Below are 15,397 nucleotides of genomic sequence, written 5' to 3'. Positions count from 1 at the left end.
AATTTCCTTCTCCTTTTGTTCCTAACAACAATATATGTTTTCCTTATTCTACCATCATAAAACGAATCATGTACATTCATATCATAACGGTCTACGGCCCCCTTAGCCTATGCCGAGCGCTGGACAAATCTACAATCTATGTATTTCTAGATTGAAGAGGACATACAATGCCCATCGCGGACATTTCGACCGGATGGGCACGCAATGCATGAATCCATAAATGAAATAATAGATTATTCCTCTTCATATAACCTTTCTCCACGATGCAATCGCGAAGCGATTCGAGCCGTATGCGACAATTCTCTAGCTGTTGGAGCATGAGCTGCCAAATAGCGGGTTACTGCTAGGAGCATCGTTTCTCGTGCTTGCTCTGCAAACGCATCTGCCCTTACATCCCAGGTGTCGTATTCTGCAATAGCAGCTTCATACATTTGAAAGGTGTGGAAATCAGCGTCTTCTCTCAATAATGCATGACCTAATTGGTTGATAAGTACCTTGGGATTGCCATGATTATGAAGGTATCCAATAACCCAACGAGCGGCTTCATTGACATTTTGTCGTTGATCCATCACGTCTAACAATTTCTCTGGTTGATCAGGATTGACAGGCTTAGCATCCTTAGGGCGTGAAGCAGCAGGCACATTGAGAAACCGGTCCAAATAAATACTCATTGCTCCGTGATATACAGCACGAATCAGTAATGGATTTGTGGAATGACGCAGCCTTTCATGTACCGCATGAGCGTAAGTGAACGTGTGAAGAACAGCAACCCAATCTCTAAAGTCATTTTGCGTATGGAACCGGACAATTCGTTCCGCAGCTCCTAAGGTAACGAGCTGAGCGACGTGCGCTGGATGTCCGCCGCTGATCAGAATGCGAGTTAATAGCTTAGTTGTCGCAAGTGGTTCCTCACTTAAGAGCTGTTGAATGATCTCATTTTCCTCTTTCTCCGTTAATGACCTATATTCAACGGAAGGACTCTGTAATAATTCAGCAAACGCATCTTGTAGAGGACCAACTAGATCAATTGGTGCTTGCCACTGATGCAATTCTTCACTGCGCGTTGGAGCTCCGAGCATTGGAACGAGCGAAGAAAGTACCGTATTCTTCATTTCATCATTCACATATTGGAGGGATTCAAATGCTTTATTATGGAAATCAAATGTATGCCCACCATCAAGGTAAACATGATCTGTCACAGCCATAAGCATCATTTCTGCCAATTGATCATCAGATACACCTTTGCGGATCGCAGTTAAAAGAATACGTTCAGCGCCCTGCGTATCTCGAACTTCGATACAGTTTCGATACCATTCAATCAATCTTGATATCGACACGTCTTCCGAAGGCAGCGGGCTTAATAAATGCCTCTGTCCCCTCCCTGAACTGTTTCGTGCCGTATGCAGTAAACCTTGATACAGGGCTAGAATTTTACCTGACTTATCAAGTTTTGGTAGTATGCGCGTCATGGCTGTGAGTATCGTTAATCCTGAATTCCACCCGCTGCCATAAGTCGTGCCAAATTCAATTCCAATCCGTGCAATATCCGCTTCCGACACATTTGCTTCCACTAAGGCGACAACGGACTTCGCAATAACAATCCCTATATTCTGCTCTAATCCTTCCTTCAACCGCTTCTTATATTTTTCGATATCATTCGTATGCTTCTGCTGGTTTATCCATATTTCACCGTCCTCAAGCTTCACCTCATACACAGGAACATCGTCAGCCCAAGGATCTAACGTTCCACCGCTGCATATATCAAACCGAGCATGATGCCAATGACAAGTAAGAATGCCTTCGCACAAGCTGCCTACGTGCAGTGGGAATCCTAAGTGTGGACAACGATTATCTACTGCATAAACCTTATTTTCATGATAAAAAACAGCGATACCGCCTTTCACTACCCTAGCTCCTTCTTGCTTAAGCACTTCCAAATTTCCTGCATGAATCCAATGAGATTGTTGAATCATATCATCTACCTCCTATTCATATTCTACTCCTACTTACGATTTAGAAAATATTTAATACCAACTTTTCCCACTCCATCTTACCTTGCTTCAAATCTTGTTACGTCAGTAAAAAGACTCAACTTGCAGCACAAAAAACTCAACCTTTAGGTTGAGTTTTTCTACGACCTTAGACGGAGAAAAATATATCACTCTTTCTTCGTCCCCACTCGCTTCGCAAGTTCGACCAGATCAAAACCTTTCAGCGCACCTTCGACGAGTTCAGGCAGTAACGCAGGGGTACATGCAAAACATGGCGTTCCATCCCGAGCGAGCTGTCTCGCAACGTGTTCGTCATAGAACGGTTGGCCCTGATCCGATAGTGCGAGTAAGCACATCGTCCGTACACCCGCTTCTCGCAGTTCACGCATACGTCGTATCAATGCGGATTGGTTACCGCCTTCATATAAATCCGAAATGATGATAAACAAGGTCTTCTTCGGTTCTTCCACAAATTGCTCGCAATAGGCAACCGATTTGTTAATATCTGTTCCACCGCCCAATTGAATTCCGAACAGCATCTCCACAGGGTCATTCGCACATTGCTCTGTTAAATCTACCACTTCCGTATCGAATACGACGACACGTGTTCGCAGCGCCGGAATGCTCGCGAAGATCGAACCGATCACCGAGGCCCATATGACCGAATCAGCCATCGATCCGCTCTGATCAATATCTAGGATTACCGTCCATTCTTGACTGCGCTGTGCCCGGTCGAAGAAGTAGAATTTCTCCGGTATGATCTGACGGCTCTCGCGATCATAGTGCTTCAAATTCCGCTGAATCGTGCGTTTCCAATCGATGCCGCTTACGGAAGGCAACGGGGAATGCTGCCGGCGATTCAACGCACCCGTCACCGCGCGCCGGATATCCTGCTCGAGACGTTTGACTAGTTCATCTACAACGGATGAGACGAGCATGCGTGCCGTATCCTTCGTCTTCTCCGGAATTCTTCCCTTCAGCGATAACAGCGTGCCGACCAATTGAATATCTGGCTTCACATGAGCTAGGACTTCCGGCTCGAAGAGGAGCTGCTTCCATCCCTTTCTTTCCATCGCATCGTTCTGAATGATCGAGACCACGTCCTCTGGGAAACATCGTCTGACATCACCGAGCCATTTGGATAGACGGGGAGCAGACTTGCCGAGGCCTGCATTCCTCCCGGTTGAAGTTCGTGTGTTATGTTGTCCTGCCTCTTCTTCACCGGTATCATCATAGATTGCTGCTAAGGCTTCATCCATCATTCGCTCTTCTTCCGATAATGCAATGCTCCCGCCTGCACAACAGCCTGCAAGCTGTTTCTCCGCAGAAGCACCTAATATCATTCTCCATCTGGACACCGTCTGTGTATCTACAACGTTATCCATGGTCAAAAATCCTCAAAATCAAAATCATTCAGCTCGTCGATCATCTTTACTTCTTCCTCCTTCAATTCCCCCGTCAAAATCTCAGCTGCTTGGTCGGCATGGACTCCCCACAATTCGCCTAATAACTCGGCAATCATCGTCTTCTCCCGCGGAGCGAACGAACTAAAAGCACGCCGCAAGAATACGAGCGCACGAGCAAATTCTTCATCGCTCAGCGAAACGATGTAGGCATTCAACTGTTCCCATAAGCTCTGTCGGGATAGAAGAGCATACCGATTGCGCTGCGACAGCCCTTCGAACCACCCTGCACCGAGATCTGCTGGAATGCCAGGTGAGAGCCTTCTAGATACCTCTTCAGCGCATTGCTGCGCGGTGATGGCATGACGTTCCATCAAGATGGCGCAAGCAAAACCGGATAGGCGCGGATTCCGATCATCCCGTTCAGATAAATGCAGCAGTTCCTGAAGCCATAGAGATTCATCCACTTGGTCACTATGCTCCAAGGAAATACGGTTTAGCTCATTCATTGCCGACATCATGTCGCTTGCCGCCTCGTCATTGCATTGTGCTGCATCCAACAGGAACAGGCACGCTCTCATGAACAGCTGTTCCAGAAGCGGCAGCAACTGTGAGGTATCCATACGACGTAAGCCACCGTAACCGATAATCATGGACAACTCCTTCGATGCTGCAGCGATCTGGACCACATCACGGCTATCTGCAGCAAGCCGCTGCAGTGTCTGCCGCGCGGTCTCCATCTGCTCTAGCATACGGCAATCGCATGCCGTACGGATCAGCACAGAAGCTTCATCGATGGTACTGCAGCTATCCAGTTTCTGCTGCAGTACGTACGCAGAGGCTACTTCAACCGTCTCCCCGAGTAGTGTCGATTCCACCACCTGAATCTCGACCTCAGGAGACCATTGAATGACCCAATGCTCAGCCCAAGTTGCATTCTCCTGCCCGCTAGGACGAAGCTTCGCAAAAGAGATGCCAAGCCATGCTAATCGATGCAATAACGTGGACCGATTCAAATCAAGGAAGGCGGATTCTTCCGATGTAACCCGACGATTCTCACGCAAATCCAGAGATAAATCGGTAGCCACAGTTGTCTTGTACTTCTCGAGCTTCAATTGCTTCAATAGGCGATTCAGATCATCTTGAATCGGGGTCTGGCTGACACCTTCAGCCAATGAACCGATGGCAGTTCCGACATCAACGCGTGCGAGCGCTTCTGCGATGACAGAGAGATCGCCGCGTCCCAGTAATGTCTGGGCAGCATCTCTCAAGTCCCGCAGGGTCGGGGAGCTCCCTCCATGCATGGCTGCTAGAGCTTCGGCAAGCCGAACGGCTTCGATCACTTCAGCGGTTGAACGATGGTTCCCCATCTCCCTCATCCACCTTGCAATCGATGATAAATAATAATGCGGCAGCTCTTCTAGCGTATCGGTCCGCATGCGCTCCCACATCATCTCATAATAATTCGGCGCATTATTGCCTGCCCCGTAGCCGGACATCGAAGATAATCGATAATACGAGTAAGGCATCAGTGTCAGCTTTGTCTTACGGGATGGCAGAAGCGTCCACTCTTGATCCGTCATCACCTGGGAATCTTGCGCAAGCACAGCTGCATGATAAGCTCCGCAGACGACAACAATGCGGTTCGGGTCATGGCCTGCGGCAATCGTGTCTTGAATCTGTCTTCGCATATAAGCCTCTCGAACTGCGTTATAGGCGTATTCCACCCGTTGATGCTGTCTCTCATCTTCCTCCGTCAGTTCGCGCATCTGCGTAGAGAAGGCAATAATCGCCTCCTGATAGGCCCCTTTATTCGTATTGAGCTCATAATTACGCTCCCAGTACATATCGTAATCATGCTCGCCTGCAATCGCGGCGATGCGATTGTAGATGTTAGACTCATCGAGAGAATCGGGATCGGTACGCATTTCAGTCACCGTATCTTCCTCTTCCACGTTCTCTTTCGCTTCCAATCGCAGCTGTTGCATCGCAACCGTAACCGAAGACGGCAGGTCGATAAATGCGGCCTGCGCTCCATTCTCAGCTGCCCATTTCATGGCTTGATACTCTGGCGAGTAGGCAGCGAAAGGCCATAATACCGTGCGAACAGGGATATCCTCCGTAAAAGCAAGAATGGCGACAGGCGGAGCCGTGTTCCGGTTCGTTAGATGATGGATCTCCGAGTTCGCATCCGATGGTCCTTCAATGAGTACGGCGGTTGGCTGTACTTCCTGCAGCAGCTCCAGCAGATGCAAGGAGCCGCCGGGTGACAGATGCCGCACACCAAATATATGTACAGCGGCCGTCGCTACGCTATTCACTCGTTCATCTCCTTACAGGCCGTGTACAAACCTCGCCATTCTGCGCCACGCTTTTTCATCACATTATCGAGATACTCTTTCCAGACCAATTTATCTTTCACATCATCCTTGACGATGGCACCTTGCAATCCTGCGGCAAGATCTTCATCTGATATTTCGCCGTTGCCGAAGCTCGCCGCTAAAGCCATGGAGTTCGTCAGCAGAGAAATGGCCTCCGCCGTAGAGATCACGCCCGCAGGAGATTTGAGCTTCTCTTTCTTATCGAGTGTCATCCCGCTGCGCAATTCCCGGAAGATGGTTACCACCTTGATCAATGCCTCATCCGCAGGAACAGCGGCTTGCAGATCATAAGAGGATGCAATTTCACGTACTCTTTTCTTCACGATTTCGACTTCCGTATCCATATCACTTGGCGTCGGCAGGATCAGAATATTGAAGCGGCGCTTCAAGGCCGCCGACATTTCGTTGACGCCTCGATCCCGCGTGTTCGCCGTAGCGATGATCGAGAACCCTTTCCGCGCGCTAACTTCCCGACCCAGCTCCGGAATCGAAATCGTCTTCTCTGATAAAATAGAGATCAGCGCATCCTGTACCTCCGAGGCACATCGTGATATTTCTTCGAATCGGGCAATGCCACCGGCTTCCATCGCCCGCATCACAGGGCTCTGCACAAGTGCCTCAGGTGTTGGCCCATTCGCCAATAGCATGGCATAGTTCCACGAATATCGAACATGCTCCTCACTAGTACCCGCCGTCCCCTGAACAACAAGGCCGGAATGTCCATAAATGGCGGCAGTGAGATTTTCGGATAACCAGGATTTAGCCGTACCTGGCTCCCCTATTAACAATAGCGCACGATCGGTGACCAGTGTCGCGATGGCCATTTCGATCAGCCTTTTGTTCCCGATATATTTCGGTGTGATCACTGTTTTACCGACTTTCCCTCCGGTAATGAACGTAAGTACGGATTGCGGCGACATTTGCCAGCCGGCAGGGATCTTCCCTTTATCTGCTTTCTTAAGCGCTGCTAGTTCTTCTTGATATAATTGCTCAGCCGGCAGCCGCATCATCTCTTGCCATTGCTCTTGACTCGTAACCATGTTCCCATCTCCTCATGATCTTCATTCTGTTTATGTTATACCGATCGTCATTACACGGAATCCGCCACGACTGCTTCTTGCTTCTTTTTCTCCATCTCGTTCAATACATATTGCAGCTGTTCCCGAGCGGTATACCGATAATTCTGAATCGCATCAGCCAGACGATCTTGATAGGTGAAAGGCAGCCGATACAAATTATCCAGTACATGGCCTTCGAACGCATAAAGGTTGCCGCTCCGCTTTTGTTCAAGCGCGTTCATGAGCAACTCCGACCGGATCGAATCTTCCACGCCCGCACGTTCAAGGCCAAGAAGCAGAATATCAAAGGATGAATGGCGCAGATCTGCTATGTCTTGCATCCGCTCCATCAGGAATGTCCTGGATGCCGCATGGTCCGGTCGCGCGAACACACAGACGAGGTGGATGGCCTGAACCTCAATTAGCCAGTCTAGCCATCGCGAATCCCATCGCTGCGCAACTTGCTCTACAGGCATCAATTCCACTTTGCGCAGGTAAGAAGTCTCTTCAGGGGAACTCCACAAATTAGGATAAAGCTGATAAGGATAAGCTATCACTTGCTGCTCAAGGATTGATAGGAACTGCTTCAGCTTTTTCTGGGTCTCCTTATTGGTCTTCATCTTCCATTTGTTACGATTGGAATACACATAGCGATCATACAACTCGAATGGCGAGAGCTGCCGGAACGACGCACGGAAGGCATGAGATAGATAGCGTGTATTTTGTTGTTCCAAGCCATATAGAGTATCCAAGGCTTCCAAGGAATTTTCGTGTTCCAAATAATGCGCTGCGGCATCTATAAGATCCAGACCAACGGAAGAAATATACGATGAATATTGACTTGTTACTTCAATGAATAATTCGTATAACGAATCGCCTCGTTTCCCTTCCAGCGCGGTAAGGAAGTGATTTATTTTTATCTGCGATGCTTCTGCCTTCTTCTTATCTTCTTTGTTCACGAAAGCTTGCTTCAGCTCTTCACCAAGATCACGAACCAGCCATGCCGTTAATGGTTCCGAGCTGCATTTGGCTGCGGCTTCCGCTGCGATTTCAATGTCCTTGCCCGTAAAAGCTTCATAAATCCGTTCAACCGCTGCATCGGAGTTATTTACTGCTAAGGATTGATAGGCAGCCTCACGAATCGATTTCTTCTTATCTCTCGTCCAAGAGAGCAATGCTGACGCATAGGAAGGCTGAGTTGCTAGTAAACGGATCGCCGTCACACGAACTTCTTCAGACCCGGATTCAGCTGCTCGAGAGATGAGATCCAATACGTCTTCTCCGCCCGCCTGCCCGATCACTTGAAGCTTGCGGCTCTCTACCCTGCCTCCCATCGGATCGAAGCTGTCGATCAAATAGGGCACGACCTCCGCGCCGTAGGAAGGCAGGATCTTCTGCATAGCAAATTCAGCGATTTCCGAATAGGGATCCCCAAGCGCTCGTACGGCAAGGGCCAGCAGACGAAGATCCCGGAACATCCCCTCTTCGAATGCGTGAACAACCACCTCATACCGATTGCTCCCTGTCGTCGTAAGCGCCACCTCCACAGCAGCCAGCTTGCGATACGGAAGAAATGTAGATAAGGAAACGGGGTGATTTTCTAGCGATCTAAGCTCACCTTGCGGTGCTGTCATACCTTGCGTTCGAAGCACGGAGGTCAGGAGTAGATTCAGATCCTGCAATTGTTCTGCAGATTGATAGTTTTCTATATCCGAAGGCTCAATCAGAGCCGTAATGCCTTCACCTAATCTCTTAAAAATCGGAGCTCGCTCGCCAAGCTGCTGAAATTGCGGCAGCATCCGTTTTAGACGGTAATCCCCCAGTGCCAAATCACTTCCAGCGATGTAGATTCGTCGCAGCTCTTGATGGAGCTCTTGTAATAATGCTGTACTCATGTTCATTCCTCCTAATACAAGAGACGGAGCATTTCCGCATCTTTCAATATCGTTAAAGGCATTGCCGATAACTGCCCCGTGTCCATATCGTGCTCGAACCGAACCAGCATGCTGACATCCTCCAATTGCGATGCTGACAAATGCGTAATCAGCGGAAGGGTCTGATGTCCATTTGATGCTTGATCCCTTAGTACGAGATGTTGACCAGATTCATCTGCAATGACAACTTCATCTTGATTGGACTGCTTTACCTCGGCCACATGAAGCAATACGAGCGGATTGGCGTGACTTAACGGATTTTTCAGCTGGTTTTTCACTTTTTTGATGACATCTGTATACGATCGCTCGGCATATTTTGAAATATCTGCGACCTCATAAGATTCCAGCGGTCTTACCACCATCTCTTCAAAACGTACTCTTCGGTTCATATCCCCTGGATACTGAAATAAGGAAGGAATACGGACAGCATCAAAGAAGCTGTCCTCTTCACGCATCAGCTTCGCTGCTTTGTAAGGCCGATATTGGATGGTACGATGGATCTCGCCGCTGTCTCGTTCTAGCCAATATCCTTCGTCAACATACTCTTGTCTAGCCGAATCGTCATAGCTGACAAATGCAAGCTGAACCATTTCTACCTGTTCCTTCATCAGCCCGTATTCCTTCAGATCTGTAAGCTGCCATGCATGTCCTAGCCATTCCTCGATCGTCGATTCATGATCAAGCGCCAATGTTGGATCTGCTAATTTGCTTGTTAAATGCGTACGTCCCTTTTTAATAAAAGCATGCATCACGGCCAATTGCTCCACGACATCCGTGTATACTCGCTCACGATCGTCTGTCTCCGAGAGCAGTAAGGTAAGCCGTCGTAACTCTGTTTGCGCACCCGCGAGATAATAATTCCCCATTTGCTTCACATGCTCTTGCATCGTCTTGATGACCTTTTTGTCGATCGTGCCCAGACCGTTGCGAACCAAAGATCGAAGCAGCTTCTCGAGGACATCCAATCCTTCGAGTTGTGATTGGACTTTTTTCTTGAGTGCCGTCTTGTTCACCTTTTTCGGCTTAGGTTCTGCCCCTTCACTTGCCTGTTGCGACTTCTTCTCTTCCCGCTTCTCCGCTTTTTCCCGTTTGGCAGCAATGTCTTCTGGCACTGCGGCGGCAGTGAATGCTTCTCCACCGATGTAGGCATATAACAGTCCCAACGCATGTTTACATGGCAATTGCCTGCTTGGGCAAGAACAACGCAGTATCGGTTTGTCGGGTTGGATGAAATCTGCGGAACATTGGTAATTCGAGCTTCCGCTTCCTTTGCATTCCGCGAATAACAATGTCCCATCTTCGGATTGATGCAGCTGCACGAAACTGCGTTTCTTCACCAGACCTTGTGCATTTTTGATCGCCGCGGTATTCGAAGCTAGTGAATCCACGTATGATGATGTCATTTCAATCAAGATTATCGCTCCTATCTCTCTTACTTCCTTACCACTTTATCAACGTACGCCGGATCTCTTATAAGTATGATTGGTTGAATCATACTTAAGTTCCACTTTATACCGATAAGACTTTTTTGGCTATGTCCGAAAAGTGTCTAGTTATGAAGAAACACAAAAAGGAACCACCCTAAGCCAGCATTCAGCGAATAGGATCGTCCCTTTTTACGTTCATTTCTATGAATCCTCTAAGGATTTCACTTATATTTTATTCTTCGCCGTATCCATACCATAGAATCGCAGCCTTAATGGAATTCAGTTGGAACATAATGGTCATCGACAAGTAAATCATTGCCGTCGGGCTGTTACCTTGAACAATAACATAGATTTGCAGGGCCAAGTTAATAAAGTTAGCAAGAATCCAACCGATCCAAGAAATCGCTTTACCCTCTACCATCAAATACTGCGAAATAACTTGGACGAGGAACACTAAAACGTTAAACACGATGACCCACAACGGGGCATCCGCCGGAAGAATCGTACCGCCATAGAAGTAGAGAACAACAGAACCAACCAAAGCAATGATGGCTGAAATATATAGATTGGACTTCGTTACTTTCGTGACTTCAATTTCCTTCCCCATCGTTAGGAAGCCTTTAGCGTACAGCGCAGCACAGTAGATCCCTACGAATACATTTCCTAGCAAGCCGTATTTAAAGTTATTAAACGTATCGAATATAGCTCCAACGACACCCAAACCACTGGCCGTTTTCCCATATTGATTGGCGAAGAGCAGCACGATCACCATACCTAGAATACCGCCAATAAATGATGTAACGAGCAGGAGATCAAAGGTACCGCTATAACTATAATAAGTACTTGCTATCACCAACACGATCCCAAGTATGAGCCAACATGTGTCCCACGTTTTGCTTTTTAGAACTTTATAAATTCCTTGTTTCATATGCCTATTCCTCCTCCGTTAGAACGGTTAATGCCAATTTGATCGACTGCAATTCTCCACTTTTCATTTGCGATTCTCCTGATACCAATTCATTAACCCCATCTGCCAGAGGTTCCATATAAGGCACGACATTATTGAGAATCGATAACGTTCGAAGTCCCCGTAGATGGCCAACAACGTAGAGAGCGCTTGTCTCCATATCAGCACCCAGAACTTGTTTACGCGACCAGAAATCCTCTACTGCCATGTTGTTGTCCATATAAAAACCGTCATGGCTTCTTGCGATTCCATACTTCACCGGAATTTCTGTTTGCTTCATTGCTCGCATCAGCAGATCACTTGATGGAATGGCCGGGAACTCCTTTGGAACATATTTTCCGGTTAAACCTTCATCACGAACAGCGCCCGTGACGACCATAATTTCACCAACCTTAAAGCTGCTGTCCATCGCACCGCAGCTTCCGGCCCGAATCACGGACTCGACGCCAATCGCTTTCAGCTCCTCAATGGCAATGACCATGGAAGGTGCGCCAATACCGGTCGACAGGACTAGAATCTTGTGCCCTTGATAAGTACCGATCGCAGATTTGAACTCTCGATTGTAGGTGATATCTTGTGGATTTTCCAGAAGCGATTTCACAATATCTACCCGGGCGGGATCTCCTACTACAATTGCTTTTTTGACAGCCAACGATCCATCCAGCTGAATATGAGGTTGTTTTTCCATATTTCTACTCCTTTGAACCCAGCTCAATCAATAAGTTCGGGTTCCGTAATTTAATTACGCCATTATCCATTTCAATCAGCTCTAAATCTTTCAGTTCTTTTAACACCCGATCGACACTGCGTGGCGTAGAGCTAATCCGTTTTAATAGCGTCTTTCTTTCGATTACATCGCTCTTGCTTAACGAACTTAACACCGCAACAACTTGACGCTTCGTGGAGAACAAACTATACGACTCGATTCTTTTGCTTAAATGATAAACTTGTTTACATAATGATTCTGTCAAATTTCTGGCGAAGCCTCGGTCCAATTCCATCCATTCGAGAAAAGATTCTCGCGACAATTTTAATAACACCACATCACTTAAAGATTGAACGGAAGAGCTAAAAGGGATTTCCTGAAGAAGCTCATGCTCGCCGATAATATTTCCTGGTCCATAGATATCAAGCGTAATCTTGCGACCTGAATCGCTTAGAATAAAAATGTCTATTTTCCCTTGAACAATGATGTAGACTTCTGAATAGATCGTTCCCTGCTCAAGCTTAAACCTTCCTCTTGCGTATTCTTTGACTTGAAACTTTTTAAGAACCGAATACGGGCAGTGTTTTAGCAGTTCTTCAATTTCTGGAGAACTTTCTATAATCTCAATGAGTCTGTTCACACTTCTCTTCCTTTCTTCCGTAGCGGTAAAATATGTCCTCAGCAATGAATGGAGTTCGTTCAACATTTCACTAATATTGTATCAAGGAAGAGCATGTTATATAAACGTCAATTATCTTCATAATGGAGAATAAAGAAAACGGTTTCACGCTTTTTGGTAGACAAATGTCTACATTGTCTTTTAGTCACTATCACCCGAAAATCTCCACTTCTTGATGTCAATTGCTACGCACAAGGCAGATACACAGTAAACTGGGTCCCACGATCAACCTCACTTCGCACCGAAATGACGCCTTGATGAGCCTCCACAAATTCTTTTGCAATTGCAAGTCCCAGACCCATGCCGCCGGTATGACGGGAACGTGATCCGTACAAGCGGTATATCGTTATCTCTTTGCCGGATGGACTCAACTTGAAGACGCGGATCGATCCGTTGATCATGAAAAATCGCATGCTGCAGAACATGACCTTCCCGAATGGCATGCGGTGTATCTGGAGTTACGCGTATGATCTCGGATGAAGTCCAATGATGATCTGCGATATCGGAAAAACAAGGAAATAATCGGCGTATGTTATCCAGCCAGTGTCCATGCATCAATCTCATCTCCAATGCAATATTGAGAAAATTTCTTCCACTTGATTATTCATGTATAGTCTAGTCTCTACCGACTAAGTTGGCAATGCACCATGGTAGAGCTGACAGCGCTATCGATTTATAGTACAATTTCTACATTCTTATGAATAGGTGATCCGATATGTTAGTACTTGAAATTCCTGTTCCGCCCCTTCCTCTGATCGCCACGGTCGGCCATACCTTATGGCCGCCGGGAATTGTACATGCGAGGCGTCAATTTGATGCATTCGATATCATTATCTGCGTGAAAGGTACGCTCTACATGGAAGAAAACGGGATTCCATATGACATTAAAGAAGGCATGGTCTTGGTGCTTGAGCCTGAGAAGATGCATCGTGGCTACCAACCGACCGATACCGAGACGGAAGTCTATTGGATTCATTTCCAGTATCCAGGATTCCCTCAGCCAGCCTTAATTGATAAAACGAACTGGCAGCAGCCTCTGCTCAATCGAACGGATCAGGATATCGAGGTTCATCCTGGTATGGTAGATATTCCGAAATTTACGACCATCGATTTGCGCCAGATTCTACCGCTGCTTACAGAAATGATTCACGTGCATAGCATGTTATCTGCAACACGATCCTACGAATTACAAATATTATTCGGCCGATTTCTGTTAGAGCTGCAATACAGTATGCGAAACCGAAGTCCGCAAGCCCGCTCTCTTTCTCTCGGGGAGCAAGTCGCTACCTATTTGACCGAACATTTGGAACAACCCTTCGACGCAACAGAAATGGAAAATGACTTGCATTACCACTTCGATTACTTAGCCCGCTGCTTGAAGCAGTATTCAGGGATGAGCCCCTTGCAATATAGGCATCACCTTCAGATTGAACGTGCCAAGCAGCTGTTAGCGCATTCAGAACTGTCAATCATTCAAATTGGTACGCGATGCGGGTTCAACGACAATAACTATTTCACGCGCCTATTTAAACGTCACACTTCCTTTACGCCAGGCGAGTTCCGTAAGCGGTATCAATTTATTGTACTGGATTGAACCGCCATCAGCACGCATTGAACGAGAAAAAGCGCTTGTCCATTCGAATGAACGAGCGCTTTTATATTCGTGATCGTTTCGGTAAATTTACTGTCGATGCAGCCAATTCGATGGAATTGTAACCAGATCTTCTGACTTCTGGTATCTTCTTCCGATTTCTTTGAACTGCTCAATGATATTGGCGTCCAGCAGCCCATGCGGATTCGGCGCGCCATTTAATAAGAATGTCACATTATGATTGCTCGCATCATGTATTTTGTCCAAGACCCAATCCGTCGTTTTAAGTTCCATCGTTGTATCCGTTGTTCTCCAGAACCAAGTATCCGTCAATATATTGCAGCTAGCGCCCGGCCCCTCGAAAGAGTCCTCAATTTCCTGCCCGGCAGCATTTTCGTAGAATACGATATCGGTATGATCCAAATTAGATTCACAGCTTATATTCATCAGGAGACAATTCGGTTGCAATCCCTTCACGAATTCATTTATTTCTTCGAAAGGAAGATCCTCGTACCTCGGTCCCCCCCAATGGGCGTTCCACCCGTCAATAATCAGAAAAGGAATGTCGCCGTAACCTGTCAGCAATTCTTCGATTTGGTTTTTAATGAACTGCTTATCTTCCAGGGTGCATTTCTTACGGCCGATCTGATGATGCAAATCCAGCATCGAGAAATATAGACCCGCTTCAATTCCTTCCTGCTTGAAAGCGTCAAGATATTCCTTGACGACATCTCTTTGGCTGGTTGCGTTTCGAATACAATGCTCTGTATACCGTGTCGGCCACAAGCTGAAACCTTCATGATGCTTGGCCGTCAGAGCAGCGAAGCTCATGCCCGCGGCTTTGGCGGCTTGTGCCCATTGCGTACAATCCAGTTGGTCCGGATTCCAGTCTGACGGATCGAACGGGAACCTGCGCGGCTCATCATGATTCTCGTGTCCATACTCCCAGTCTTTCATCTCCGTCTCTGCGAACTGGACAGTAGCGCTATTAAAGTGTATAAACATGCCGAATCTTCGATTCACGAACCATAACTGTCGTTGTAACATAACCTGATGATCCATTTTATTTCCTCCTCGAACTGAGTTAATTCATCATGCTTAGATGATATCTACCACTGTAAAGGATTACACCCATGGATTCATCACTCTACGGCGACATCCTATCGTACGATTTCTACTTTTTCAAAAGAACAGCTTGATGTCATTGATAACTACATATTTCGTTAAAACAAAAAAAGCCGCAACTCCGCGACTTTTGAT

At 46.9% G+C, this 15,397-nt stretch carries 11 protein-coding genes and 1 pseudogene; 1 reads left to right on the top strand and 11 read right to left on the bottom strand.

Going from position 1 to position 15,397, the window contains the following annotated elements; translation table 11 throughout:
• Window positions 1-233 precede the first annotated feature (233 nt).
• The 10 genes and pseudogenes from GCU39_RS06520 to GCU39_RS06475 all read right to left on the bottom strand — a co-directional run.
• Entirely contained in the window at window positions 234-1,973 is a 1,740-nt protein-coding gene (locus GCU39_RS06520) for a Rieske (2Fe-2S) protein (RefSeq protein WP_152392770.1), read from the bottom strand.
• A gap of 185 nt (window positions 1,974-2,158) precedes the next feature.
• Window positions 2,159-3,376 (bottom strand): VWA domain-containing protein, encoded by a 1,218-nt coding sequence (locus GCU39_RS06515; RefSeq protein WP_152392769.1) that lies wholly within the window; start codon window positions 3,374-3,376, stop codon window positions 2,159-2,161.
• A 2-nt stretch (window positions 3,377-3,378) separates the two neighbouring features.
• Complete coding sequence (locus tag GCU39_RS06510) at window positions 3,379-5,715, bottom strand: DUF5682 family protein (protein WP_152392768.1); 2,337 nt, start codon at window positions 5,713-5,715, stop codon at window positions 3,379-3,381.
• Complete coding sequence (locus tag GCU39_RS06505) at window positions 5,712-6,815, bottom strand: AAA family ATPase (RefSeq protein WP_152392767.1); 1,104 nt, start codon at window positions 6,813-6,815, stop codon at window positions 5,712-5,714. Before GCU39_RS06505 ends, GCU39_RS06510 begins: the two co-directional genes overlap by 4 nt.
• Before the next feature lie 50 nt (window positions 6,816-6,865).
• Window positions 6,866-8,728, bottom strand: coding sequence for a HEAT repeat domain-containing protein (locus GCU39_RS06500; protein WP_152392766.1), 1,863 nt, complete (start codon window positions 8,726-8,728; stop codon window positions 6,866-6,868).
• Window positions 8,729-8,739: 11 nt separating this feature from the next.
• Window positions 8,740-10,179: an SWIM zinc finger family protein gene (locus GCU39_RS06495; RefSeq protein WP_152392765.1), complete on the bottom strand. Its 1,440-nt coding sequence runs from the start codon at window positions 10,177-10,179 to the stop codon at window positions 8,740-8,742.
• Between the two features lie 247 nt (window positions 10,180-10,426).
• Complete coding sequence (locus GCU39_RS06490) at window positions 10,427-11,122, bottom strand: nicotinamide mononucleotide transporter (RefSeq protein WP_152392764.1); 696 nt, start codon at window positions 11,120-11,122, stop codon at window positions 10,427-10,429.
• A 4-nt stretch (window positions 11,123-11,126) separates the two neighbouring features.
• Complete coding sequence (locus GCU39_RS06485; RefSeq protein ID WP_152392763.1) at window positions 11,127-11,849, bottom strand: nucleoside phosphorylase; 723 nt, start codon at window positions 11,847-11,849, stop codon at window positions 11,127-11,129.
• 4 nt (window positions 11,850-11,853) lie between these two features.
• Window positions 11,854-12,507, bottom strand: coding sequence for a Crp/Fnr family transcriptional regulator (locus tag GCU39_RS06480; protein ID WP_193726791.1), 654 nt, complete (start codon window positions 12,505-12,507; stop codon window positions 11,854-11,856).
• A 224-nt stretch (window positions 12,508-12,731) separates the two neighbouring features.
• Window positions 12,732-12,887 (bottom strand): annotated as a pseudogene (locus tag GCU39_RS06475) (ATP-binding protein); the annotation flags it as partial.
• A 374-nt stretch (window positions 12,888-13,261) separates the two neighbouring features.
• Between GCU39_RS06475 and GCU39_RS06470 the strand changes: the two are divergent.
• A complete protein-coding gene (locus GCU39_RS06470) occupies window positions 13,262-14,140 on the top strand; it encodes an AraC family transcriptional regulator (protein WP_152392761.1) in 879 nt (292 codons plus the stop codon).
• 87 nt (window positions 14,141-14,227) lie between these two features.
• Here GCU39_RS06470 and GCU39_RS06465 read toward each other — a convergent pair whose 3' ends face one another.
• Window positions 14,228-15,199 carry an alpha-L-fucosidase gene (locus tag GCU39_RS06465; protein ID WP_152392760.1) on the bottom strand — a complete coding sequence of 324 codons (972 nt, stop codon included), beginning with the start codon at window positions 15,197-15,199 and terminating at the stop codon, window positions 14,228-14,230.
• Between the last annotated feature and the right edge of the window lie 198 nt (window positions 15,200-15,397).

The organism is Paenibacillus guangzhouensis (assembly GCF_009363075.1).
Taxonomy (GTDB): domain Bacteria; phylum Bacillota; class Bacilli; order Paenibacillales; family Paenibacillaceae; genus Paenibacillus_K; species Paenibacillus_K guangzhouensis.
This window is presented reverse-complemented; position numbering and strand designations above follow the sequence as displayed.